Consider the following 20,342-nt stretch of genomic DNA (forward strand, 5'->3'; position numbering starts at 1 on the left):
CGCTGCACGCAATCCATCCGCCGCCCACATCGTCATCTACCCCGTGCACGATACTTCCAGCAGCCAAAGCTCAGTTCTCCTGCCTTCCAGCCTCGATCGTTGGGAGCAAAAGATCGGCGTGAGCGAGGAAGCGGTCGCCCCCATCATCGAAGATTGGATACAAGCGAACCAATCCGAACTTTCAATCGTCGTCGTCAAAAACGCCCGTCTCGCCGAGCAGCTCAACGCCGACCTCGCCTATTTCCACCAGCAAGTTCGAGGCGAAAAAGCGACCGCCCGCTTCCTCTATTTTCCAGAGGAATCCGAGCTCAACGAAGACGAGGACAGCCCGATCGAACGTTTCGAAACCGGCAGCGAACGCATCGCAACCCTCGCCGCCATAAGACAAAACTCAGGCTCGCTTGTCCTCACCACCACGCCTAGGGCTCTCGCCCAAGCCGTGCCTGCTGCCCGAGAATTGGCGGCCTCCCAGATCGTTCTCAAAACCGGCGAAACCCACAACTTCGAAAAGCTGGTCGATACCTTGCAGTCACTCGACTACGACAGCGAAGGGCTCTGCGAGGCCCCCGGCCAATTCGCCAGACGTGGCGGACTTATCGACGTGTATCCAATTTCCGCCGACAAACCTTACCGTATCGACTTTTTCGGCGACGAGATCGACGCCATAAAAGAACTAGACCCAGTCACCCAGCGGTCCGGCGCTAGCGTTAAAAGCGTCGCCATAGACGCCTCCCCCACCCTCGAACTTTCCATTGCCCAAAACGGAATAGCCGATCACCTGCCAAAACAAACCGCTTGGGCCATCGTCGAACCAGACCAATTGCTCGAGTCCTTCGACTCCGTCCTCGAACAAGCCCACGACCACAACATTGGCAAAGCATGGATCCGCTTGAGGGACCTTCGCTCTTCCCATCCCGACAAGTGGGCCACTTTTTCCGACCTCGACCTCGATACGGGCGAGGACCCCACTGCTGAAACCGACCTCTTCGAAGCGGAATCCCTGTCCTTCTACCGCCCGCTTCCCGACAACGCAAAACTGGCCGACGAACGCCTCGCCGACGAGCAATCCGCACGTATCCAGTTTTTGGATCAGGTACAAAAATGGAGTAATGGAGGAGAAGAGATCATCGTGGTGCTTCCGAACGATAGCGACAAGAACCGCCTCCAGGAGATCATCGAAGAGTCCGCCCAGCTAAAGAAAATCAAATTCACCTTTTGGAAAGGCGACCTCAATCAAGGGTTCCGCATCCACCACCGCCCCAAGCTCGGCAAACTCGCTTGGCCGCAACTGAAAGGCAGAAAAGGCTGCGTCCTCATCACCGAGACAGAACTCTTCGGCCGACGCCGTGGCCGCAAGCCGCCCACTCGAAGCAAAGCTCTTGTCACCCAATCGCAAGTCGACCAGCTGCTCGACTTCGCGGAACTGGTAGACGGGGAATTCGTCGTCCACCTCCAGCATGGCATCGCCCTCTATCGCGGCATCACCACGGTGGACATGCAGGGCCAACAACGCGAGGTCCTCTCCCTCGAATTCGACGAAGGCGTAGTCCTGCACATCCCCCTACAGGAATCCCACTTGATCAGCCGCTACGTCGGCATCTCCAAGACACGACCCAAGCTGGGACGCATCGGAACCAACCGTTGGGGCAAGACCCGCGAAGCCGCCGAACGCGCCACCCTCGACCTCGCCGCAAAACTTCTGGAACTGCAAGCCAAGCGGGACAGCGGCGGCGGACATGCCTTCGCCGCCGATTCCGAATGGCAAAAGGAATTCGAGGGCTCCTTTCCTTTCAAGGAAACGCCCGACCAGCTCAAAGCCATCGTCGAGTCGAAAGCCGACATGGAAAAGCCCGTCCCCATGGACCGCCTCATCTGCGGAGACGTAGGATTCGGCAAAACCGAGGTTGCGATTCGCACCGCCTTCAAGGCCGTCATGGACGGCAAGCAAGTGGTAATCCTAGTCCCCACCACCGTGCTCGCCCAGCAGCACTTCCTCAATTTCCGCGACCGCATGGCGGGCTACCCGATCGTCGTAGAACTCGTCAGCCGATTCCGCAAGCCGGCCGAGATAAAGAAGATTCTGCAATCCACTGCCGCCGGAAAAGTCGACATCCTCATCGGCACCCATCGCGTCTTGCAAAAGGACGTTTCCTTCAAGGAGCTGGGGCTCGTCATCATCGACGAAGAGCAACGCTTCGGACTAAAGCACAAAGAGGTTTTCAAGGAATGGCGCTCCACCGTGGACATCCTCACCATGTCCGCCACCCCCATTCCGCGCACCCTCTACATGGCCCTCACCGGCGCCCGCGAACTGAGCGTCATCGAAACCGCGCCCGTAGAGCGCAAACCCATCCAAACCATTGTCAAAAGCTACGACGACGACCTCGTGGCCGAAGTCGTGCGTCGCGAAATAGCCCGCGGCGGACAGGTTTTCTACCTGCACAACCAAGTCCAATCCATCGAAAGCACGGCCGCTAAGCTGCGAGCGCTGCTGCCGGAAGTATCCATTGGAGTGGGACACGGGCAAATGGACGAGAAGAAGCTCGAACGCGTGATGCTCGATTTCGTCAACCAAAAGTACCAGCTCCTAGTCTGCACCACTATCATCGAGTCCGGCCTCGATATCCCGAACTGCAATACCATCATTATAGAAGGGGCCGACCGCTTCGGCCTTTCCCAGCTCTACCAACTGCGCGGACGCGTCGGCCGCTTCAAACGCCAGGCCTACGCCTACCTATTGCTGCACAAGCACAAGCGGCTCATGGACGTAGCCCGCAAGCGCCTCGCCGCCATTCGCCAGCACAACCAGCTCGGCGCCGGTTTCCGCCTCGCCATGCGCGACCTCGAGCTACGCGGCGCCGGCAATCTGCTCGGCAGCGAGCAATCCGGGCACATCGTCGGCGTGGGCTTCGAGCTCTACTGCCAGTTGCTCAAGCAAAGCGTGGCCCGACTCAAAGGCGACGCCTCCGCCACCCAGATCCGAGCAAACGTGAAACTCGACTTCGTCTACCAGGGCGAAGGCAACATGCAGGAGGCAAATCGCCACGAGGACGGGTACACCGTCTTGAAGCGCCTCGACCTCAAGGAAGGCATGTGCGAGCCTGTCCAAGCCCGCATTCCCGCCACTTTCATCAGCGAAACGCGCCTCCGCATCGACCTCTACCGCCAACTCGCCCTCGCCGGCAGTCCCAGACAGGTTAGGGAAATCCGCGAAGCCATCACCGATCGCTTCGGAAAATTCCCCACAGAAGTGGAAGCCCTGCTGAGACTGACGGAAGTGCGTTGCCTCGCGGAACAAAAGCATATTCACTCGGTCGAGACTCAAGGAAATCGCCTGAAATGCCGCATCTATCGCGGTCGAGAATCGGACTATATCAAACGCGGCAGCCGATTCCCCCGCTTGAACTCTAATAATGCCTTGAAGCGGTTGAACGAAATCCTTGTCTTCTTAAACAATTTGCCTAGAGACCCCCGATAGGCCCACGCCGATCCCAAGTCATATGATCAAAAAAGCGACTCTCATTTTCACCCTACTCATTCCGCTCGCCTTCACCACAGCCCAGAAGCTGCCCAAGGGGGCGCGCCTCGCCAACAGCATCGCGGCCATCGCCGAGGACAAGATCATCACCGTCGAGGAAGTGCGACGCGAACTCGAACCCTACCTGCCCTCCATCCAAAAGGACTCCGGCGGCGACCCCATGAAATTCCGTCAGGCCATCGAGAAGATGGAGGCTGAGATTATCCAAAACCTCACCGACAACGTCCTCATCGTGAAGCAGTTCTACGAGGACAAGGGCCAAATCCCAGCCAGCTTCGTAGACAACGAAATCGAGGAAACCATCATCACCAAGTTCGAGGGCAAACGCTCCCTCTACTTGGACTACCTCAAGTCGATCGGCAAGACGCCGGAGGAGCACCGCACCATGATCAAGGAAGAGATCATTGTGAACTACATGCGCAGCAAGATGCGCAAGTCCGCTTCCATCGTCAGTCCGGTGCGCATCGAGGAATTCTACAAGGAGTACAAGCAGGAGTTCTTTCAAGAGGAAGCTCTCCACTTGCGACTCATCCGCCTAACGAAGCTTGCCGACGAGAGCGACGAGGTGCTCAAGCAAACCGCTGACGAAATTTACGAAAAGCTGGAAATGGGCTTCGCCTTCGACGAGCTCGCCGCAAAATACAGCAACGACGCCAAGGCGAAGAAAGGCGGCGACTGGGGCTGGGTCACGCGCGGCTCCTTGATCGAAGAACTCAGCGGTCCGGCCTTTGCCCTCAAGGAAGGCGAATTCAGCGAGCCGATCTTCATCAAGAACAACCTCTTCATCCTCTATTCCGAGGAACACCGCCCAGAAGGCTACCTTCCGCTCCCAGAGGTGCGCGCCGACATCGAGGACATCCTCATCACCCAAATGGCCAGCGAGGCCGAAGCCAAATTCCTCGAACGCCTACGCCGCGACGGCTACGTGCGCCGCTTCAACTAAGCGACAAAAGCGAACCACTTTCCCAGAACGCGAGTCTTCACCGGCTCGCGTTTTTTGTGGAGGGACGGGTTTCACCCCGTCCGCACATCCCGATTTGCGGGAAGCGGCCTTGTCGAAGCCCCTGTTTATCGAAGGAGCGCCGCGATCAAGGCCCCGAGACTTGTCTCCTGCCCCCTCAACCGTTCTACTCCTCCACAGCGAAGCCTGTTACCCTTCGCTTCACTTCACAAATCCACCTCTCCATGCCCTCTTCAACTTACCTCACCCCGAGGCTGGCCGACTTGTCGGTCAGCGAACGCCCACAAGAACGCCTCGAAAGCCAAGGCCCCCAAAGTCTCAGCGACTCCGAGCTACTCGCCATGATCCTGCGCAGCGGCAGCAAAGGAAGAAACGTACTCAGCGTGGCCTCAGAAATCCTGCAGGAATCCGGCTCACTCAATGGGTTGCTGAAATGGAGCGACGCGGAATTTCGCGCCATCAAAGGCATCGGCAAAGTCAAAGCCCTCCAACTTATCACCATCGTTGAAATATGCCGGCGCGTACGGGAACGTTCCCCCGTAACCGCTCCCATACTGGATAGCCCGGACCTCGTATTCGATTTCATGAGACAAGACACCCAAAACCTGGAAATCGAAAAGTTCTGGACCCTATGCCTGAACCGCAAGAACCGGCTTATCAAGAAAGTCGAAGTCACTTCCGGCACCGCCAGCAACAGTCTCGTGCACCCGCGCGAAGTATTCCGCGAAGCCATTCGCCAAGGAGCTTCCGCCGTGATCTGCGCCCACAATCATCCCAGCGGCGACCCCTCTCCCAGCGCCGCGGACATCAAGGTCACTCGACAACTGCGCGAGTCCGCAAAGATCGTCGGCATCGACCTTCTCGACCATCTTGTAGTTGGAAACCCAGAACACGACCCGCTTTCCCGTGGATATTACAGCTTTCAAGAATCTGGTCTGCTCTGACAATTCCGACGCTCGGAAAGCGCGAAAAACGGGAAGAGGAAATTTTCTCAAATTTACACTTGATCTTTAATTCAAAACGGGGACTCTAGGCGGCCTTTCACCGGTCGGTGGGATACTCAAGCGGCCAACGAGGGCAGACTGTAAATCTGCTGGGGAAACCCTACACAGGTTCGAATCCTGTTCCCACCACCATTTTTCTTTTCAAAAAAAGCGACCAAGGCCCTGGTCGTTTTTTTGTGTCCGGACAGCTTCCGGCACCTTCGCCCGATCTATGGACAGCTCTCTCTTCGACTACCACCTTCCCGAGGACCGCATCGCCCAAGAGCCAGCGGCCCAACGCGACGCGTCCCGCCTGCTCGTAGTCCATCGCGAGGAGCGCCGCATCGAACATCGACACTTCTCCGACCTGCCCGATTACCTCGGAGACGGAGACTCGCTTTTCCGCAACAACGCTCGCGTCCTGCCAGCACGGCTTTTCGCCCAGCGACCTACCGGTGGAGCGGCCGAGTGCTTGCTGCTCCGGCCAGCCTCCAACGACGGCCTCGAGTGGTGGACCCTCCTTCGCCCCGGGAAGAAGCTTCCCGTCGGCTCCTCTTTCGCTCGCGACGGCTACTTCCAGGCCTTCGTCGAGGAAAAGAACGACAACGCAGAATACCGCGTCCGCTTCGAGCTCGCCAACCACAGCTCCGTTGCAGCTCTCGCCGACGAGCTCGGAAAAATGCCGCTCCCTCCCTACATCGCCCGCGAAAGGTCCGACCAACGCGACGAAGCCGACAAGGAGCGATACCAAACCATCTACGCCTCTGCCGAAAAATCCGTAGCCGCCGCAGCCCCTACTGCTGGCCTGCACTTTACCCCCAAGATCGTCGCCCAACTCGAAGCGCAAGGGGCCACCTTTCACGACCTGGCCCTGCACGTGGGCATGGGCACCTTCAAGCCGCTGCAGACCGAGCGCATCGAGGACCACCAAATCCATCGCGAAATCTACGAAATCTCGGAATCCACCCAGTCCGCCCTGCGCGACGACAGCGGACGCCGCAAGGTCTGCATAGGCACCACCAGCGTGCGCAGCGTCGAAGACTACCTCGCCAAAAGCGACCGCATCGTTCCCGGCAACTTCGTAAGCGAAGCCGCCATCTTCATCTACCCGCCAAGACAGTTTCTCGGAGTCGACGCCCTCATCACCAATTTCCACCAGCCAAACTCCACCTTGCTCTGCCTCGTATCCGCCTTTCTCGATCCCCACGGCACGAGCGGAATCGATTGGCTGAAAGCCATTTACGCGGAAGCGATCGAACGAAAATACCGTTTCCTCAGCTACGGAGACGCCATGCTCATCCTTTGACAAGCGATTCCGCATCGTGTACTCTGCAGACGATTTTCAATTCCTGAATAAACATTCCCCATGGGCGAATTCCAAAAAGCACCGATCTCAAACATCGTCGAGGACGCGACCTTCGACTTCACTATGGGAGACGCAGAAACCGGCATCGCCAAGCTGCAAGCCGCCCTTGCCGAGTCCCCCGACGCCTTCGAAGCATGGCACGCCCTCTGCGAAATCTTCTACTCGGAGAAACGCTACGACGAGGCCCTCGAAGCGGCAGAGAAAGCCCATGGGCTTCGCCCGGACGACCTCTACGTAAACACCAGCCTTTCAAGAATTTGGCTCGAAAAAGGATCCAAGGAGAAAGCCGAGCACTTCGGAGCCCAAGCCCGCATGGCCAGCTGGAAGGACCAAATCCAAAATCCCGACGCCCACGCGGACCAAGCAGACCTCTCCTAGGCTCTCGGACCCACGCATTTTCACACTCCCAGACGACCTTCGTTAAAGCCTCGACATTATCGAGATAACACCCACATTCCACCCCTTTTCACGGGATAGGCCTATGGACAACAACTACGCACTAGACTTCGAACAGCCGCTTCGCGGACTAATCGAGCAGATGGAGCACTTGCACCAGCTGTCCGCTGAAAACAATATCGACCTGTCTAAGGAGATCCGGGCAATCGAGAAGAAGATAGCCGAGACCAAGAAGTCCATCTACAGCAACCTGACTCCTTGGCAGCGCGTCCAGCTGGCTCGCCACCCGCAGCGCCCCTACGCCTACGACTACATCGAGCGCATCTTCACCGGATTCCAAGAGCTGCACGGCGACCGCGCCTTCCGCGACGACCGCGCCATCATCGGCGGCACCGCCTTCCTCAACGGCGAATCCGTCATGGTCATCGCCCAACACAAGGGCCGCACCACCCGCGAAAAGCTCAAGCACAACTTTGGCAGCCCCTACCCAGAAGGCTACCGCAAGGCCCTGCGCCTCATGAAGATGGCCGACAAGTTCGACATGCCCATCATCACTTTCGTTGACACTCAAGGCGCCTACCCCGGCGTCGCCTCCGAGGAACGCCACGTATCCGAGGCCATCGCCGTCAACCTCCGCGAGATGAGCCTCATGGGCTCTCCCATCATTTCCACCGTCATCGGCGAGGGCGGATCCGGCGGAGCCCTCGGCATCGCCGTCGCCAACAAGATCCTCATCCTCGAGAACGCCTACTACTCCGTCATCTCCCCTGAAGGCTGCGCCGCTATCCTGTGGAAGGATCGGGCCAAGGCCCCCGAAGCCGCCAAGGCCCTCAAGTTCGGCGCCACCGAAATCGAAAAGCTCGGTATCGTGGACGGCGTGGTCAAGGAGCCCGTCGGAGGCGCCCACAACGACCCCGACGGAGCTGCCGCAACGCTTAAGGAAGCCATTGAAGCCCAGCTTGCAGAGCTCAAGAAACTCACCCCCGAGGAGCGCATCGAACAACGTTACGCTCGCTTCCGCAAAATCGGAGTGACCGACGAAGATATCGCCGACGGCAAGATCGTGCCCATCAAAGAAGCCGCCTCCTGAGTCGCATCCATTTTCCAAATACAGCCGGAACTAAACACAATGAGCGCAAATCAAGATCTCAAACCTTCCCCTGACAAGACCGCTGCTACGCAACAAATGAACGGTGCCGACGTCGTCGTCGAGGCGCTGATCCGCGAAGGCGTCGACGTCATCTTCGCCTACCCAGGCGGAGCTTCGCTCGAGATGCACCAATCCCTCGCCAAGCGCAAGGACGACATCCGCACCATCCTTCCTCGCCACGAGCAAGGCGGTTCCTTCGCAGCGGAGGGGTACGCTCGCGTCACCGGCAAAGCGGGCGTCTGCATGGCCACTTCAGGCCCCGGAGCCACCAACCTCATGACCGCCATCGCCGATGCGTTCATGGACAGCACGCCGCTCGTTTGCATAACCGGCCAAGTCTATTCAAAGTTCATCGGCAAGGCAGCCTTCCAAGAGACCGACTTCTTCGGCATGACGCTCCCCGTCGTCAAGCACAGCTACCTCGTGCTCGACCCGAATGACCTGCCGAAGATCATGAAGGAAGCCTTCAAGATCGCCACCACCGGACGCCCCGGCCCAGTCGTGGTGGACATCCCCAAGGACGTCCAGCAAGCCAAGGTCAATCCCGTTTGGCTCAGCGACGAAGAGGTTCCCTACCGCGAAGCGAAGCTCCCCCAAAAGGCTAGCGACCGCGAGCTTGAGAACGTGCTCAATCTCATCGAAGACGCCAAGCGTCCGGTCATCTACTTCGGTGGCGGCGTAGTAGCGGCAGAAGCGCACAAGGAACTCACCGAATTCGCGGAGCGCACCGGCATTCCCGTAGCGTCGACCCTGATGGGCGCCGGTTCCTTCCCCGAAACCCATCCGCTTTCCCTCAAGTGGTTCGGCATGCACGGTTCCGCCTACGGAAACTGGGCCGTCCATCAAAGCGACCTGCTCCTCACTTTCGGAGCTCGCTTCGACGACCGCATCACCGGCGAAGTATCCAAATTCGCGCCACAAGCAGAGATCGTCCACATCGACGTCGATCCCTCCGAGCACAACAAGAACAAGATCGTCCACCACCCCATCGTCTCGGACATCAAGCACGCCCTCGGCCGCATGAACGAGTTGATGGACCAAAAGGGTTTCAAGAAACCAAACCTCGAAGCTTGGCAAAACCAGTGCGCGGAATGGAAGCGCGACTACCCGTTTTCCTACAACGAGAGCGAACACATCGTACCGCAGCACGCCGTCGAGGTGCTCATGGAGCTCACGAAGGGCGAAGCCATCATCACCACAGGCGTCGGCCAACACCAGATGTTCGCCGCCCAATTCTACGATTTCAACCACCCACGTAGCCTCATCTCCTCCCTCGGACTCGGTTCCATGGGATACGGTTACCCCTCCGCCCTCGGAGCCAAGGTCGCTCGCCCGGAACGCCACGTCATCGACATCGACGGCGACGGCTCCTTCGCGATGAACGTGCAAGAACTCGCCACCGCCAAGATCGAGAAGATCGCCGCTAAGGCCATGATCCTCAACAACCAGCACCTGGGCATGGTGGTACAGTGGGAAGACCGTTTCTACAACAGCGTTCGCGGCAACACCATACTCGGCGACGAGAACAATATCGGCACTCCCGAAAATCTCGGCGGACTCTATCCAGACTACGTCAAGATCGCTGAAGGCTTCGGTCTTCCCGGTCGCCGCGTGCACAAGAAGAGCGAGCTGCGGGATGCGATCCAGGAGATGCTCGACAGCGAGGAAGCCTTCGTACTCGACATCATCACCCCTTACGACGAGCACGTGCTCCCAATGATCCCCGCCGGCGGTACCGTCGACCAGATGATCGTCCGCTAAACGAGCCAAACGTATCCAGATTTCAAAGCCGCTTCCCCAACGAGGAGCGGCTTTTTTACTTCGTCACCATTAAGCGGAGAGCCCCCTCTCGAGCGTAGGGCTGGCGCTCGCGCCACGCCGCAATGCAGGATATTCGATTAGGGATCTCCAGCCCCTCTCGAGCGAATGAGAAACAAAGCACATCCACCGTTTCTGCTTAGAATTTCTCTAACTTGCCTCTCTCAAGGCGACTAGCTCTCCTCCTCCCCCTTGACTGACTTTTCTACAGCTTCCCTCGCCTCCCTGATCCTTCGCTCGATAAATGCGTCGATATCCTCGGCAGATCCTGTATTCAAATTCTCAAGACTCTTCAATTCCTCCACCGTCTCCTTGCTGATCTGATCCGAGAGTTCCAGTACCTCCCTGCTGAATCCTTCGCACTCCTCTGCCTCCATTCGAACCATCTGCATCTGGTTCAGATAGTTCAACAAGATGTGGTCCGAAGCGCTCACGGTGCTGCGGAATAGCTCCCGCTTCGTATCCTCGGAAGCCTTCATATCGTTGTACGACCTACGAGTTAAAAAATAGATGAGAGCGCTCGACACCAAAACGAAAGCCCACCCTTTGATCGTCTGCAAGAAGCTCAGCGTGGCCGCGTTCGGAGCAAGCGCCTCCACAACGAAGTCCGATGCCGCAATCCAAACAACTCCCAGCAACAAGTAACTCAACGGGACAAGCCAGTAGGGCTTAGATTTGAATCGCTTCCACGCGCTTAGAGAATCCGACGCCATGCCAACTGAAATACCTCACTTTTCCTCGAAGGCAAGGTTTCGTCGGCTCTATGCCGCCTCCGAACTGGGCGGGGCAGGCCAAACCCGCCGATCACGGCTTGGACCTCTATCCGAATGAAACCTCCGCAGACATCTCAAAAATCTTGAGCTACCGCTTCACGGGTTCCAAAGGCGACGGCCCTGCCTACCGGAAGACTGTATCCAACCTGCCGCTACGTTCGTCCGCGAAAAGCGTATCTTCGTCTCCGTAATGCTTCCCGTCTACGAAAATTTGCGGCACAGTCGTCTGTCCGCTGGAGCGACGTTTCATCTCCTTGAAGTTGCTGGTAGGCAATTTCACGCCAGCTACCATCGCGACTTCCTTCCACTTGAAAGGGATCTTGTGCTTTTTCAGGAAGGCCTTGGCCTTGTGGCAATAAGGGCAAAGCTGGCTGCCATAAACTTCTACCTGCTTCATTGGGCTACTGAACCTCCACTACGACTGCCGTGATATTGTCGCGCCCCGATTCCTCGAGCGCGTCTTGCACCAGGCGATTCGCTGGTTGCAAGTCAGCAAAACGCGGCGGCGGGTTGCGAATAAGTTCCTCCACGCGACGATCCCAGATTCCGTCCGTGACGCCATCCGAGCAAAAAACGAAACGGTCGCCCGACTCGATGCCTACCGAGCCAACTTGCGGATCGATCTTGAGGCACTTTCCGCCCAAAACCTGCTGCAGCAAATTGCGTTCGCCATGCGTGCGAGCTTCGCGTTCGTTGATCTTGCCCGACCGAAACAGCCAGCCCACATGCGTGTGGTCCTCGGTGAGCTGACGACTACCGCCGTCCTTTGGGAAATAGTAGATGCGACTGTCGCCAATGTGGCAGAAATGCATCCAGCCTGGCGACATCCATCCGAGGCTCAAGGTCGCGCCCATGCCGCGACATTCCTCGTAGTAGACCGACATTTGCGTCATTTCCTTGTGGATACGTTGAAAAAGCTCGGTCAAGATGTCCGTAAAGCCTCGCTGCAAGCCATAGGCTCCCAGCTTAAAGGTCTTGGGCAGAAGCTCTGCTATTTTCTGTACCGCAACGCGACTCGCGAACTCGCCGGCGTTCGCACCTCCCATCCCGTCGCTGACCGCAAAAACGAAGTCACCGCGATCCATGTCCGCCGTGCCGCTCTTGCCCAGATACTGCATGCCTTCGGAATTGAAGGTAACTGCCAAGAAGGCATCTTCATTGTTCTTCCGGTAACGCCCCGGATGGGTCAATCCCGTCCAAGAAAGCGATAGCGCTTCTTCCTTTTCGTCCTCGTTTTCAGTCTTCGACTTTTCGCTCATAATCGCCGCCTCTGGCCTCTTCGGCCTCCTTGATGGTCAGGCCTTCGCCTGTCTCCAAAATCACTGCAAACTCGAAGTCGATCACGCAAAACTTTCCTAAGTGAGGACTGTAGGTAATGTTTCTCATGAACGCGTCGTCGTGCCGCACTCCGAAGGCCTCCAAAGCGGCGAAAACCGACTTCTCCTTCTCCTTGCTGATCTTGTGCACGATGTTTCCGCAGTTCGTGGTCACGATGTAGAGCTGATCCGGATGAGCCTCCAGCAGCTTGGGCACGAAATCGCAGCCTTTCTCCTCCAAGTACTTAAGAACCCGCACCTCGTTCTCGTAACGCTCCTTGGCCAACTGCCCTTTGTACTTCTTGTGGACGCGACCGTCGAAGCCGATGTGGACTTCCGCCCTTTGCGTATCTTTGATCTCTTGCATGATCGAATTTGAGCTTTGCTTCTAAAAGTGTGAACGGTATCGATTATTTGAAAGGTAAAAGTAAAATTTGTTGAAACTAGGCATACCTTTTGCTGATTTCGGAACCCGTCCCATGGCGGCGCCACTCCTACGGAATTGCCACTCCTAACCGGGACTTCCAAACCCTATACGATAATCAAAAATCTATGGCTAAATATAAATTCGAATACATCTGGCTCGACGGCTACACGCCCGTGCCAAATCTTCGTGGAAAAACCCGCCTCGGCAACGAAGCGCCCAAGACCATCGAGGATCTCCCTCTCTGGGGCTTTGACGGCAGCTCGACCCAACAGGCGGAAGGCAGCAGCTCTGACTGCGTGCTCAAGCCAGTAAAGTTTTACCCAGACGCAGCTCGCGGAGACAATGCCTACATCGTTCTCTGTGAAGTTATGATGCCAGATGGCGAAACGCCACACCCAAGCAACCACCGCGCGACCATCATCGACGACGAGGACACCTGGTTCGGTCTCGAGCAAGAGTACTTCCTCTACGAAGACGGACGTCCACTCGGTTGGCCAAAGGACGGCTACCCATCCCCACAAGGTGAATACTACTGTGGCGTTGGAAACCAAAACGTTGGCAGCATCGCTCGCGAAATCGTTGAAGAGCACCTCGACCTTTGCTTGGCAGCTGGCATCAACCACGAAGGCATCAACGGCGAAGTCGCCAAGGGCCAGTGGGAATTCCAGGTTTTCTCCAAGGGTTCCAAGAACTGCGCGGACGACATCTGGGCAGCTCGCTACCTCCTCATGCGCCTCTGCGAAAAGTACGAGATCGACGTAGAGTGGCACTGTAAGCCTTTCCAAGGCGACTGGAACGGTTCCGGCATGCACTGCAACTTCTCCACCAAGTTCATGCGCGAAGTTGGCGGCAAGGAGTACTTCCTCAAGCTCATGGATGCCTTCGAAAAGAACAAGGACGAGCACATCGCAGCTTACGGTCCAGACAACCACCTCCGTCTCACCGGTCTCCACGAAACACAGTCCATCGACAAGTTCTCTTGGGGTGTTGCTGACCGTGGAGCTTCCATCCGCGTGCCACACAGCTTCGTCAAGAACGACGCTTACAAGGGCTACCTCGAAGACCGCCGTCCAAACTCGCAAGGCGACCCATACCAAATCTGCTCTCGCGTCCTCAAGACGATCGCAGAGGTTCCAACTTCGTAAAGCCCTCTCGGCTCAGGACACACTCTTGCAACTTTCAGCGGCTCCCGAACAAGGGAGCCGCTTTTCGTTTCTCGACTCCCGACAAGCATCCTTCGCCTTCCACCTCAATAGCTTCCCCTGGATCCTCTTTTTCTCGTTGTCCCCCGCAAAAGAGTTGCGCTCAATCCCCCGCATGCCACGAGCCATAGGATGGAACAAACGCGACCCGGAGCTGGGCAAGCTCAAGATCGAAGCCCGAATCTTCGGAAACAAGCTGACCTTTCATCGCCAGGCAGGCCGCTTCGAGCAGTGGGAGGAATTCACGCCGGACGAGGAAGACTGGGACACCGTTAACGAGCTTGCCGAAAACAAGTTCCAACGCGGCAAGGTGCAAGCCCAGCACCTCAAGATCATCCAAGCCCGCGGCCGCAAGTTCTAGAGCTTCGCTAGGACCGCTGCGCGACCGCCCTCAGAGCGACTCGCTCGCTGCGCCAAACCGATCCCCCTATCTCCGCGCCGCCTTCAGGTACATTAAGGCCATCCCCAAGCAGCCCAGCAGCACGAGCAAGCCCGCAATGCCGTAAGCGCCGGCGAGCAGCTTCGGAAAGTCCCGGTTTAACATATCCGCAACCTCGGGCGGCATCTGCTGCAGCAAGCTCCGCAGCGGATCTCTCGCAAACATGGCATCTAATTCCGCCCGATCGATGGCGAGCGCTTGCCAAGCAAGGTAGAGCAGCACGCTAGCGGACAGGGCCATTTGATTCCACGCCAAGCCTTTCCCCGTCTCGCGCTGCCCATTTTGCAAAAATCGTCCGCGAAGCCGGGCTTCCACAATGCCGTGTCCCAGCAGAGCGATGCCGATCAAAGCCCCTGCCCAATTCCAGGAGAAACAGACCAACAGCAAGCTCAATCCCCCAAAGACCACTAAGCTCCAAGCGCTTAGTTGCGAAAGCGTACTCACCGCGCCCGAAACCTGAGGCCTTTCCTCCATTTCAAGCAGGACGCTGGTTGCGAGCCGACTTCATCAGCTCGGCCGGCGCTTCCTCCAGCTTTCCGAGCAGGTCCTGCTCGAGATCCAAGGCAGCCATGGACTGGCTCGGCACGTCGAAGCCCGCGTAGACCGAGGTCATTTCCGCTCTCGCTACCGCGATGTAGCTGCCGTCCGCCTCACGTTTACGAATTCGAAAAAAGTAGACCACCGACTTCTGCTTGATCTCCTTCACGAACAAATGCACCTCGAAGCAATCGCCATAACGCAGGGGCGAATGGTACTCGCAGCTCGCCCTCACGCGCGGCCAGCCCCAGAACTTGTCCCGATCCTGCACCACGGGATCAACTCCGAGGGATTTCAAGAAACCATGCTCCGCGACTTCCATCCAACGGAAGAAATTTGAGAAGTGGGCGATACCCGCCATATCCGTCTCATTGAAAGCAAGTTCCCGCTCTAGAACGTAGTCGAAAGCCATAGCCGGGAAGCATCCCCGCTCGCCGCTAAAACTCAAGGCCATCCTCCCGGGCTCCCCCAACAATTTACCCAATTCGTAAATGTCCCCACAAATTGCGATTTTTGAGAGCAATCCCTCTCCTCTTCACCTACAGATAAAGCGCTCTTCGCCGATTAATCAGCCCTAGTGCCACCGATGAACACAATCTCTCCCGCCGAGCTCAAGGAAGCCGCTAAACTGCTGCCCTCCTCTCCACGCATCTTCGGCAAATTGAGCAAGCTGCTGCGTGATCCGATGACGGACCTTTGCGACATCACGGATCTGGTGAATGCCGACTCCGCCCTCACCGCCAGCGTGCTGCGCCTCAGCAACAGCGCGCTCTACTCCCTCGGCACCTCCGTAGACACCCTCGACGAAGCCATCAACCGCATCGGTTTCCGTGAGCTCTTCAAGCTCGTCGGCTTCGCCGCCTCCCAGCAACTTTTCGCCGAGCACAACCGCGTGTACAACATCTCCGGCTCCCAGCTGTGGGAAAACTCGCTCGCTTGCGGCATCGGCATGGAAGTAATGGCCCGCAAGGTCGGACTCGACGACCAAGAAGCCTACACCATCGGGCTACTGCGCAACATGGGCAAGATGGTCCTGGATTACTGCGTCAAAGACGACCCTCAGTATCCGGGCTACAATACGGAATCTAACCTGCCGCTCATCGACTGGGAGCAAAACAACTTCGGAATCACGAACCCGAACGTGGCCGGATTCATCCTGCTCTCCTGGAACTTCACCGAGGAGACCTGCCAAACCATCCAACACCAATACACCCCCAAGGAGGCTCAAAGGCATTTCCCGCTCATCCACTTGCTGAACCTATCGAACTGCATCGCGGAACGCATCGGCAAAGGACTGCACGGCGAGTCTTCCTACTGGAAGAACTGGCAAGATCACCTGCCGCGCACTGGCTTGTCGGTCGACGAATTCAAAGAAAGCGTCGCCGAGATCAAGTCGTCCCTCGATCGCGTCGTCGCCAGCTTCTGAACGCTGCCAACTGGGCATGACCCGGGCTGCGGCTACTTGTCCTCTTCCTCGTCCGACTCTTCGTTCATCTGCTGGATCAAGGAACTCGGATCGTCAACGTCGTCACCATCGCTTCCCTCGCCCTCAGCGTTCATCTGGGCAATCAAGTCGCTCGGGTCGACGTCATCCTCGCTACCTGAATTCGCCTGAGCGATCACGTCCTCCGGATTGAAATCCATGCTGGCTCCGCCACCGTCTCCAGCGAGAATGCCCGCGGTATCGAGGTCGTCGTAGTCCTCATCGTCGTCGCTCGAAGTGCCTTCTCCTAATTCGCCCTTGGAACCGGAACCCAAGTTGCCCGCTCCGCCCCCCTCAGGCAGCGAATCCCCGCCTTCCGCAACTTTTGCGAGCATGTCGTTCTTGGCGAAAGTCAAAACTCGGTCCGCCAAAGCCGGCAACTTCCAGACCTCCGGCGAAACCAAAGTCTCCTCATGAGCGGTCGGCTTGCCCGCTACGTTCACAAAGACCTGAATACACTCCCCCTGGTCCGACTTCATCACGCACTTGATGCGTACGATCATCCAAGGCGACGCTCCCGGTTCAGCGGTATAGACATAGAGATCCGTTTGCCGCCCGCCCGTATCGATGAAGCGCGTGAACTTCATCGGATAGCCGCCGCCCCAATCCTTCAAAAAGCTCTTCAGCTCTTGCTCGATCGCGCTGGCTATCTCAATGGTGTGAACCTTCATAAATCGACTCTCTGAAAATAGAAAACCCTCCGACTCAAAGACAGCCCTCGGTCGATTGCAAACAACTTAGCCGCCACTGGCTACTCCTTGCTCTTCGGATCCATCTTGGAAACAAATCGCTGCACGATCTCCGCGGTCAGGTCCATCAGGTTCAAGTCGCCCTCCATCTCCCGCACTTTGCGTGGGCGGCCATGCAAGGCGAAGGCTACGTTTCCAACACCAAACAATACCGGCAAGATTGATTGAATCATGCTTCGCGTTTCGATTTGAACCCAAATTCCGAATACAGCAAAAGCCAATCCCACCACGATGTAAAAGCCCTGCAACACTGGCGAAAAGGTCTTCACTTCGATGTCCTTGAGATCGTCTGCTGTAATCGGCGTACCCTTCATATCGATACGACGCTCGCACAGCGCGATGCCTGCCTTGATAACTCGCTTTTCGATGTAGTTACGCCCCATAGCCCCAATCAATAGGCAGGCCCACACAAGTCAACCCGTCCCTCGGGCCATTTCTCCTGGGCGCTCAACACCATCACATGCGGGTCCCACCACGGGTTCGCTTGCGTGTCTTCCGCATCCGAATTGAAGAACGCGTTGTCAACCCGCACCGCTCCCAACTTCTCGTAGAACTCCGGAACTCCCGTCTGGAACAAGCACCAAGGAAGTTTGGGTCCGAGCCGGGAAAACGCATCTTCCACCACCAAGCGGCCAAATCCGCGGCCTCGCTTGTCCGGACTGGAACAGACGCCAGCCAGAGCCAACACTGGCCATTGCCCATCGTCCGCGTCAAACTTGACGTACCTGACAAAGCTCCGAGCCACAGCCAAAATTTCCGCGTCCCCTTCGATCAAGTGAAACCGTTCGCTCCCCGCTTGCCCTCGCTCGTCCGCAGATCGGTCGAGAAAGAAATGCTCAAGGCTTTCCTCCAACGGGCCCTCGACCGCTTCCGGCCAAACGTCACCCCATAGCCGGAAAAGCTGTCCCGCCCTCTCACGAGAAAATCCAAGTCGCGTTTTCTGAACCACCACCATTCCCTAAACTCCTAACAATTTTTCCAAGCCCTCGCGTCGACTTACCCCTTCGAGGTCGACCGGTGGCAGCGCCATCACTTCGTCCAACTTTTCAACGACCCGCTTGCCGAGCGTCACGAAGGCCTTGTCCGCCGCAAGGACACCTCCGCACTGTTCGTGCCCACTTTCCACATACAAGTGCATTGCATCCGCTACCAGCGATACCGTACGCGGATAAAAACTACACATCAGATTCCAAGGCTCTTCGTTACGATCGCCGCCTCGACGAAAGTCGGTTCGTAGCAGCAAACTCGGAATATCCGCAAACTTCGCCGCCATAAACTCTACCACCGTACCAGAGTCCAACTCAGTGCCGTCATATTGAAATATCGCCGCATCACAATCGAGCAACCCCTTGAAGTCGCTGTCGCGAATCGCCTTCGCGCCCAGAGACTCGGGTTCGTAGTCCTGCGGCAAATACGCTTCGTAACGCCCGCCTGACTGAACTCCGACTTGCTCGCCGAGCTTCGCATTGCCCGCAAGGTGACGCAGGTCAAACAGGCCGCCCGCTAGGTATACTTTTTTCCTATTCATATAACTCGATCAAACTTCAAACCTCCATATGCCGCGGTGCTTGCGCTTTCCATATAATATCGAACTCAGATACTGCCCTGAATCGATGACGCGACAATGGCAGTCAGATAACACGCGACCATACCGCCAAGCAATGAGCGAAATCCGTAACGCAAGAGATTCGGCCGTTGGCTTCTTTCCAAGGCAGAAATCCCGCCCACTTGTATCCCGATGGAAGCGATATTCGCAAAACCGCACAAGGCGTAAGTCAGGACCAAGATGGAGTGGCCGTCTGTGAGCACCCCAGCGTCCTTCAGTTGAGACATGTGCAGGTAGGCGAAAAACTCGTTGAAAACCAACCTCTCGCCTAGCAGCTGCCCGACAATCAACAAATCCTCGCTTTGCACCCCCAGCAACCAGGCAAAAGGAGCGCTCACCACGCCAATCAGAAAACTAAAGTTGAACGCTTCGAAACGCCCTTCGGTGACAGAAGCCACCCAAGCGTTCAAACCCGTCCATTCTCCTAGCCAGGCTCCGATAATGTAGTTGAGCAAAGCCACTAAGCCGGTGAACGCCACCAGCATCGCCCCCACGTTGAGCGCCAGCTTCAAGCCATCCGAAGTTCCCTTGGTCGCCGCATCCAGCAAGCCCTCGTACTCCTTTTCCTTGGGAAAGGCGACTTGGCCGTCCACATCTTGAGTCTGCGGAGCGATGATCTTAGCCACCACCATCGCCGCCGGGGCGCTCAAGATGGAAGCCGTCAGGAGATGCTTGCCAAAAGCGATCCGCGCCGCCTCGTCGTCGCCACCGAGTTGCCGCATGTAGATCGCCAGCACCCCGCCTGCGATCGTGGCCATCCCACCCGTCATCAAAGAATTGATTTCCGAGCGCGTCATCCTCGCCAAGTAGGGCTTCACCACCAAGGGCGCCTCCGTTTGTCCGATAAATACGTTCGCCGCCGCCGCCAAGCACTCCGCACCGGAGAGCTTCAAAGCCTTGCTCAAGAGCCAGGCAAAACCAAACACGATCGCCTGCAGAATCCGGAGTTGATAGAGGATTGCCGAAAAGGCCGAGAAAAAGACGATGGCTGTCAGCACCGTCCAAGCGATGCCAAACACCGGCACATCCGTCGGCATGGAGCCAAACACCATGGCCGCTCCTTCGTCACTGAAACCGACCAAGCGGTTGAAGAACCCCGAAACGCCCTCCATAGCGGCATGGAACAGCGGTACCTTGAGGATCATCAGTCCCAAAACCAACTGCAGCGCGATACCGATGCACACCAGCTTCCAGTTCACCCGTTTCCGGTCTTCGCTCAACCACCAGCACAAAGCCAACAAGCCGACCACACCCACTACAGCCCGAAGAAGCGTCAAAAGCGTATCCATCGGGGCCCCTTTCTGCGTTCAATGCCACCTGCCCGCAATGCTAAAGCCTCCCTATTCCACAACGTAACAATCCAGCCCTCCTCTCCAAAGGTGGGACGGCCGCTCCGCGGGCGTCAGCTACGCCCACACGCATTGCCGTGCCTCCTTGTTAAGCCTCGCTCAAACTCTGCTGGAAAAACAGAACCTGCAATACGGACCGGGTGGCACCGGTCCCTCCCGTTCGAGCAAAAATGGAGGGACGACCTCCGCGTCGTCAGCGCTGCAGGATCAGCATACCACCACTCCCGCTCACATCGCGGCTAGGGCGAA

At 57.3% G+C, this 20,342-nt stretch carries 22 protein-coding genes and 1 tRNA gene; 12 read left to right on the forward strand and 11 right to left on the reverse strand.

The genetic code is table 11. The features are described from left to right. The first annotated feature begins 43 nt into the window (after positions 1 to 43). From mfd to ilvB, 8 genes are all read left to right on the forward strand, one after another. Positions 44 to 3,478: a transcription-repair coupling factor gene (gene mfd, locus IEN85_RS12560; protein WP_191617434.1), complete on the forward strand. Its 3,435-nt coding sequence runs from the start codon at positions 44 to 46 to the stop codon at positions 3,476 to 3,478. Between the two features lie 22 nt (positions 3,479 to 3,500). Continuing rightward, positions 3,501 to 4,481, forward strand: coding sequence for a peptidylprolyl isomerase (locus IEN85_RS12565; RefSeq protein ID WP_191617435.1), 981 nt, complete (start codon positions 3,501 to 3,503; stop codon positions 4,479 to 4,481). Between the two features lie 242 nt (positions 4,482 to 4,723). After that, a complete protein-coding gene (gene radC, locus IEN85_RS12570; RefSeq protein ID WP_191617436.1) occupies positions 4,724 to 5,443 on the forward strand; it encodes a RadC family protein in 720 nt (239 codons plus the stop codon). Between the two features lie 106 nt (positions 5,444 to 5,549). Continuing rightward, positions 5,550 to 5,635 (forward strand) — tRNA-Tyr (locus IEN85_RS12575). A gap of 79 nt (positions 5,636 to 5,714) precedes the next feature. Beyond that, entirely contained in the window at positions 5,715 to 6,788 is a 1,074-nt protein-coding gene (gene queA / locus IEN85_RS12580) for a tRNA preQ1(34) S-adenosylmethionine ribosyltransferase-isomerase QueA (RefSeq protein ID WP_191617437.1), read from the forward strand. Between the two features lie 60 nt (positions 6,789 to 6,848). Next, positions 6,849 to 7,226: a tetratricopeptide repeat protein gene (locus IEN85_RS12585; protein WP_191617438.1), complete on the forward strand. Its 378-nt coding sequence runs from the start codon at positions 6,849 to 6,851 to the stop codon at positions 7,224 to 7,226. A 103-nt stretch (positions 7,227 to 7,329) separates the two neighbouring features. Continuing rightward, positions 7,330 to 8,334: an acetyl-CoA carboxylase carboxyltransferase subunit alpha gene (locus IEN85_RS12590; RefSeq protein ID WP_191617439.1), complete on the forward strand. Its 1,005-nt coding sequence runs from the start codon at positions 7,330 to 7,332 to the stop codon at positions 8,332 to 8,334. Between the two features lie 39 nt (positions 8,335 to 8,373). After that, the gene (gene ilvB / locus IEN85_RS12595; protein ID WP_191617440.1) at positions 8,374 to 10,155 is read left to right on the forward strand and encodes a biosynthetic-type acetolactate synthase large subunit; all 1,782 of its coding nucleotides are present in this window, start codon (positions 8,374 to 8,376) and stop codon (positions 10,153 to 10,155) included. 230 nt (positions 10,156 to 10,385) lie between these two features. Here the strand turns inward: ilvB and IEN85_RS12600 are convergent, their stop codons facing one another. Continuing rightward, positions 10,386 to 10,691, reverse strand: a complete 306-nt coding sequence (locus IEN85_RS12600) for a hypothetical protein (protein ID WP_191617441.1) — start codon at positions 10,689 to 10,691, stop codon at positions 10,386 to 10,388. Between the two features lie 31 nt (positions 10,692 to 10,722). Between IEN85_RS12600 and IEN85_RS24685 the strand changes: the two genes are divergently transcribed. Then, positions 10,723 to 10,857, forward strand: coding sequence for a hypothetical protein (locus tag IEN85_RS24685; protein WP_263597535.1), 135 nt, complete (start codon positions 10,723 to 10,725; stop codon positions 10,855 to 10,857). Between the two features lie 252 nt (positions 10,858 to 11,109). On the opposite strand, the gene IEN85_RS12605 is transcribed toward IEN85_RS24685, so the two are convergent. From IEN85_RS12605 to IEN85_RS12615, 3 genes are read right to left on the reverse strand one after another with little or no spacing between them, the layout of a single operon-like run. Beyond that, positions 11,110 to 11,382, reverse strand: coding sequence for a glutaredoxin domain-containing protein (locus tag IEN85_RS12605; RefSeq protein ID WP_191617442.1), 273 nt, complete (start codon positions 11,380 to 11,382; stop codon positions 11,110 to 11,112). 4 nt (positions 11,383 to 11,386) lie between these two features. Further along, the gene (locus tag IEN85_RS12610; RefSeq protein WP_191617443.1) at positions 11,387 to 12,244 is read right to left on the reverse strand and encodes a PP2C family protein-serine/threonine phosphatase; all 858 of its coding nucleotides are present in this window, start codon (positions 12,242 to 12,244) and stop codon (positions 11,387 to 11,389) included. Next, positions 12,222 to 12,668 carry a BUD32 family EKC/KEOPS complex subunit gene (locus IEN85_RS12615; protein ID WP_191617444.1) on the reverse strand — a complete coding sequence of 149 codons (447 nt, stop codon included), beginning with the start codon at positions 12,666 to 12,668 and terminating at the stop codon, positions 12,222 to 12,224. Before IEN85_RS12615 ends, IEN85_RS12610 begins: the two co-directional genes overlap by 23 nt. Positions 12,669 to 12,853: 185 nt before the next feature. On the opposite strand from IEN85_RS12615, the gene IEN85_RS12620 reads away from it, so the two are divergent. Together IEN85_RS12620 and IEN85_RS12625 are read left to right on the forward strand one after the other, a co-directional pair. Then, positions 12,854 to 13,873: a glutamine synthetase beta-grasp domain-containing protein gene (locus IEN85_RS12620; protein WP_191617445.1), complete on the forward strand. Its 1,020-nt coding sequence runs from the start codon at positions 12,854 to 12,856 to the stop codon at positions 13,871 to 13,873. A gap of 172 nt (positions 13,874 to 14,045) precedes the next feature. Next, complete coding sequence (locus IEN85_RS12625) at positions 14,046 to 14,291, forward strand: hypothetical protein (RefSeq protein ID WP_191617446.1); 246 nt, start codon at positions 14,046 to 14,048, stop codon at positions 14,289 to 14,291. Positions 14,292 to 14,357: 66 nt separating this feature from the next. Here the strand turns inward: IEN85_RS12625 and IEN85_RS12630 are convergent, their stop codons facing one another. Beyond that, positions 14,358 to 14,813, reverse strand: coding sequence for a hypothetical protein (locus IEN85_RS12630; protein ID WP_191617447.1), 456 nt, complete (start codon positions 14,811 to 14,813; stop codon positions 14,358 to 14,360). Positions 14,814 to 14,844: 31 nt separating this feature from the next. Continuing rightward, positions 14,845 to 15,318 carry an acyl-CoA thioesterase gene (locus IEN85_RS12635; RefSeq protein WP_191617448.1) on the reverse strand — a complete coding sequence of 158 codons (474 nt, stop codon included), beginning with the start codon at positions 15,316 to 15,318 and terminating at the stop codon, positions 14,845 to 14,847. Between the two features lie 174 nt (positions 15,319 to 15,492). On the opposite strand from IEN85_RS12635, the gene IEN85_RS12640 reads away from it, so the two are divergent. Beyond that, positions 15,493 to 16,332 (forward strand): HDOD domain-containing protein, encoded by an 840-nt coding sequence (locus IEN85_RS12640; RefSeq protein ID WP_191617449.1) that lies wholly within the window; start codon positions 15,493 to 15,495, stop codon positions 16,330 to 16,332. Positions 16,333 to 16,364: 32 nt separating this feature from the next. On the opposite strand, the gene IEN85_RS12645 is transcribed toward IEN85_RS12640, so the two are convergent. The 5 genes from IEN85_RS12645 to IEN85_RS12665 all read right to left on the reverse strand — a co-directional run bounded on the left by IEN85_RS12645 (position 16,365) and on the right by IEN85_RS12665 (position 20,033). After that, the gene (locus tag IEN85_RS12645) at positions 16,365 to 17,060 is read right to left on the reverse strand and encodes a hypothetical protein (RefSeq protein ID WP_191617450.1); all 696 of its coding nucleotides are present in this window, start codon (positions 17,058 to 17,060) and stop codon (positions 16,365 to 16,367) included. 80 nt (positions 17,061 to 17,140) lie between these two features. Continuing rightward, the gene (locus tag IEN85_RS12650; protein WP_191617451.1) at positions 17,141 to 17,521 is read right to left on the reverse strand and encodes a hypothetical protein; all 381 of its coding nucleotides are present in this window, start codon (positions 17,519 to 17,521) and stop codon (positions 17,141 to 17,143) included. A gap of 8 nt (positions 17,522 to 17,529) precedes the next feature. Further along, positions 17,530 to 18,087, reverse strand: coding sequence for a GNAT family N-acetyltransferase (locus tag IEN85_RS12655; protein WP_191617452.1), 558 nt, complete (start codon positions 18,085 to 18,087; stop codon positions 17,530 to 17,532). 9 nt (positions 18,088 to 18,096) lie between these two features. After that, the gene (locus tag IEN85_RS12660) at positions 18,097 to 18,666 is read right to left on the reverse strand and encodes a nucleoside 2-deoxyribosyltransferase (RefSeq protein WP_191617453.1); all 570 of its coding nucleotides are present in this window, start codon (positions 18,664 to 18,666) and stop codon (positions 18,097 to 18,099) included. A 65-nt stretch (positions 18,667 to 18,731) separates the two neighbouring features. Further along, on the reverse strand, positions 18,732 to 20,033 hold the full coding sequence (locus IEN85_RS12665; RefSeq protein ID WP_191617454.1) for a NupC/NupG family nucleoside CNT transporter: 1,302 nt from the start codon (positions 20,031 to 20,033) through the stop codon (positions 18,732 to 18,734). Positions 20,034 to 20,342 lie beyond the last annotated feature (309 nt).

Source organism: Pelagicoccus enzymogenes (assembly GCF_014803405.1).
Lineage (GTDB): Bacteria > Verrucomicrobiota > Verrucomicrobiia > Opitutales > Opitutaceae > Pelagicoccus > Pelagicoccus enzymogenes.

Coding starts and splice junctions, on each gene's coding strand:
- IEN85_RS12585 (WP_191617438.1), top strand. CDS start 6,849: ATGGGCGAATTCCAAAAAGCACCGATCTCAAACATCGTCGAGGACGCG.
- IEN85_RS12645 (WP_191617450.1), bottom strand. CDS start 17,060: ATGAAGGTTCACACCATTGAGATAGCCAGCGCGATCGAGCAAGAGCTG.
- IEN85_RS12590 (WP_191617439.1), top strand. CDS start 7,330: ATGGACAACAACTACGCACTAGACTTCGAACAGCCGCTTCGCGGACTA.
- IEN85_RS12605 (WP_191617442.1), bottom strand. CDS start 11,382: ATGAAGCAGGTAGAAGTTTATGGCAGCCAGCTTTGCCCTTATTGCCAC.
- ilvB (WP_191617440.1), top strand. CDS start 8,374: ATGAGCGCAAATCAAGATCTCAAACCTTCCCCTGACAAGACCGCTGCT.
- IEN85_RS12635 (WP_191617448.1), bottom strand. CDS start 15,318: ATGGCTTTCGACTACGTTCTAGAGCGGGAACTTGCTTTCAATGAGACG.
- IEN85_RS12640 (WP_191617449.1), top strand. CDS start 15,493: ATGAACACAATCTCTCCCGCCGAGCTCAAGGAAGCCGCTAAACTGCTG.
- IEN85_RS12565 (WP_191617435.1), top strand. CDS start 3,501: ATGATCAAAAAAGCGACTCTCATTTTCACCCTACTCATTCCGCTCGCC.
- queA (WP_191617437.1), top strand. CDS start 5,715: ATGGACAGCTCTCTCTTCGACTACCACCTTCCCGAGGACCGCATCGCC.
- IEN85_RS12600 (WP_191617441.1), bottom strand. CDS start 10,691: ATGAAGGCTTCCGAGGATACGAAGCGGGAGCTATTCCGCAGCACCGTG.
- IEN85_RS12615 (WP_191617444.1), bottom strand. CDS start 12,668: ATGCAAGAGATCAAAGATACGCAAAGGGCGGAAGTCCACATCGGCTTC.
- radC (WP_191617436.1), top strand. CDS start 4,724: ATGCCCTCTTCAACTTACCTCACCCCGAGGCTGGCCGACTTGTCGGTC.
- IEN85_RS12660 (WP_191617453.1), bottom strand. CDS start 18,666: ATGAATAGGAAAAAAGTATACCTAGCGGGCGGCCTGTTTGACCTGCGT.
- IEN85_RS24685 (WP_263597535.1), top strand. CDS start 10,723: ATGAGAGCGCTCGACACCAAAACGAAAGCCCACCCTTTGATCGTCTGC.
- IEN85_RS12625 (WP_191617446.1), top strand. CDS start 14,046: ATGCCACGAGCCATAGGATGGAACAAACGCGACCCGGAGCTGGGCAAG.
- IEN85_RS12665 (WP_191617454.1), bottom strand. CDS start 20,033: ATGGATACGCTTTTGACGCTTCTTCGGGCTGTAGTGGGTGTGGTCGGC.
- IEN85_RS12610 (WP_191617443.1), bottom strand. CDS start 12,244: ATGAGCGAAAAGTCGAAGACTGAAAACGAGGACGAAAAGGAAGAAGCG.
- IEN85_RS12650 (WP_191617451.1), bottom strand. CDS start 17,521: ATGGGGCGTAACTACATCGAAAAGCGAGTTATCAAGGCAGGCATCGCG.
- IEN85_RS12620 (WP_191617445.1), top strand. CDS start 12,854: ATGGCTAAATATAAATTCGAATACATCTGGCTCGACGGCTACACGCCC.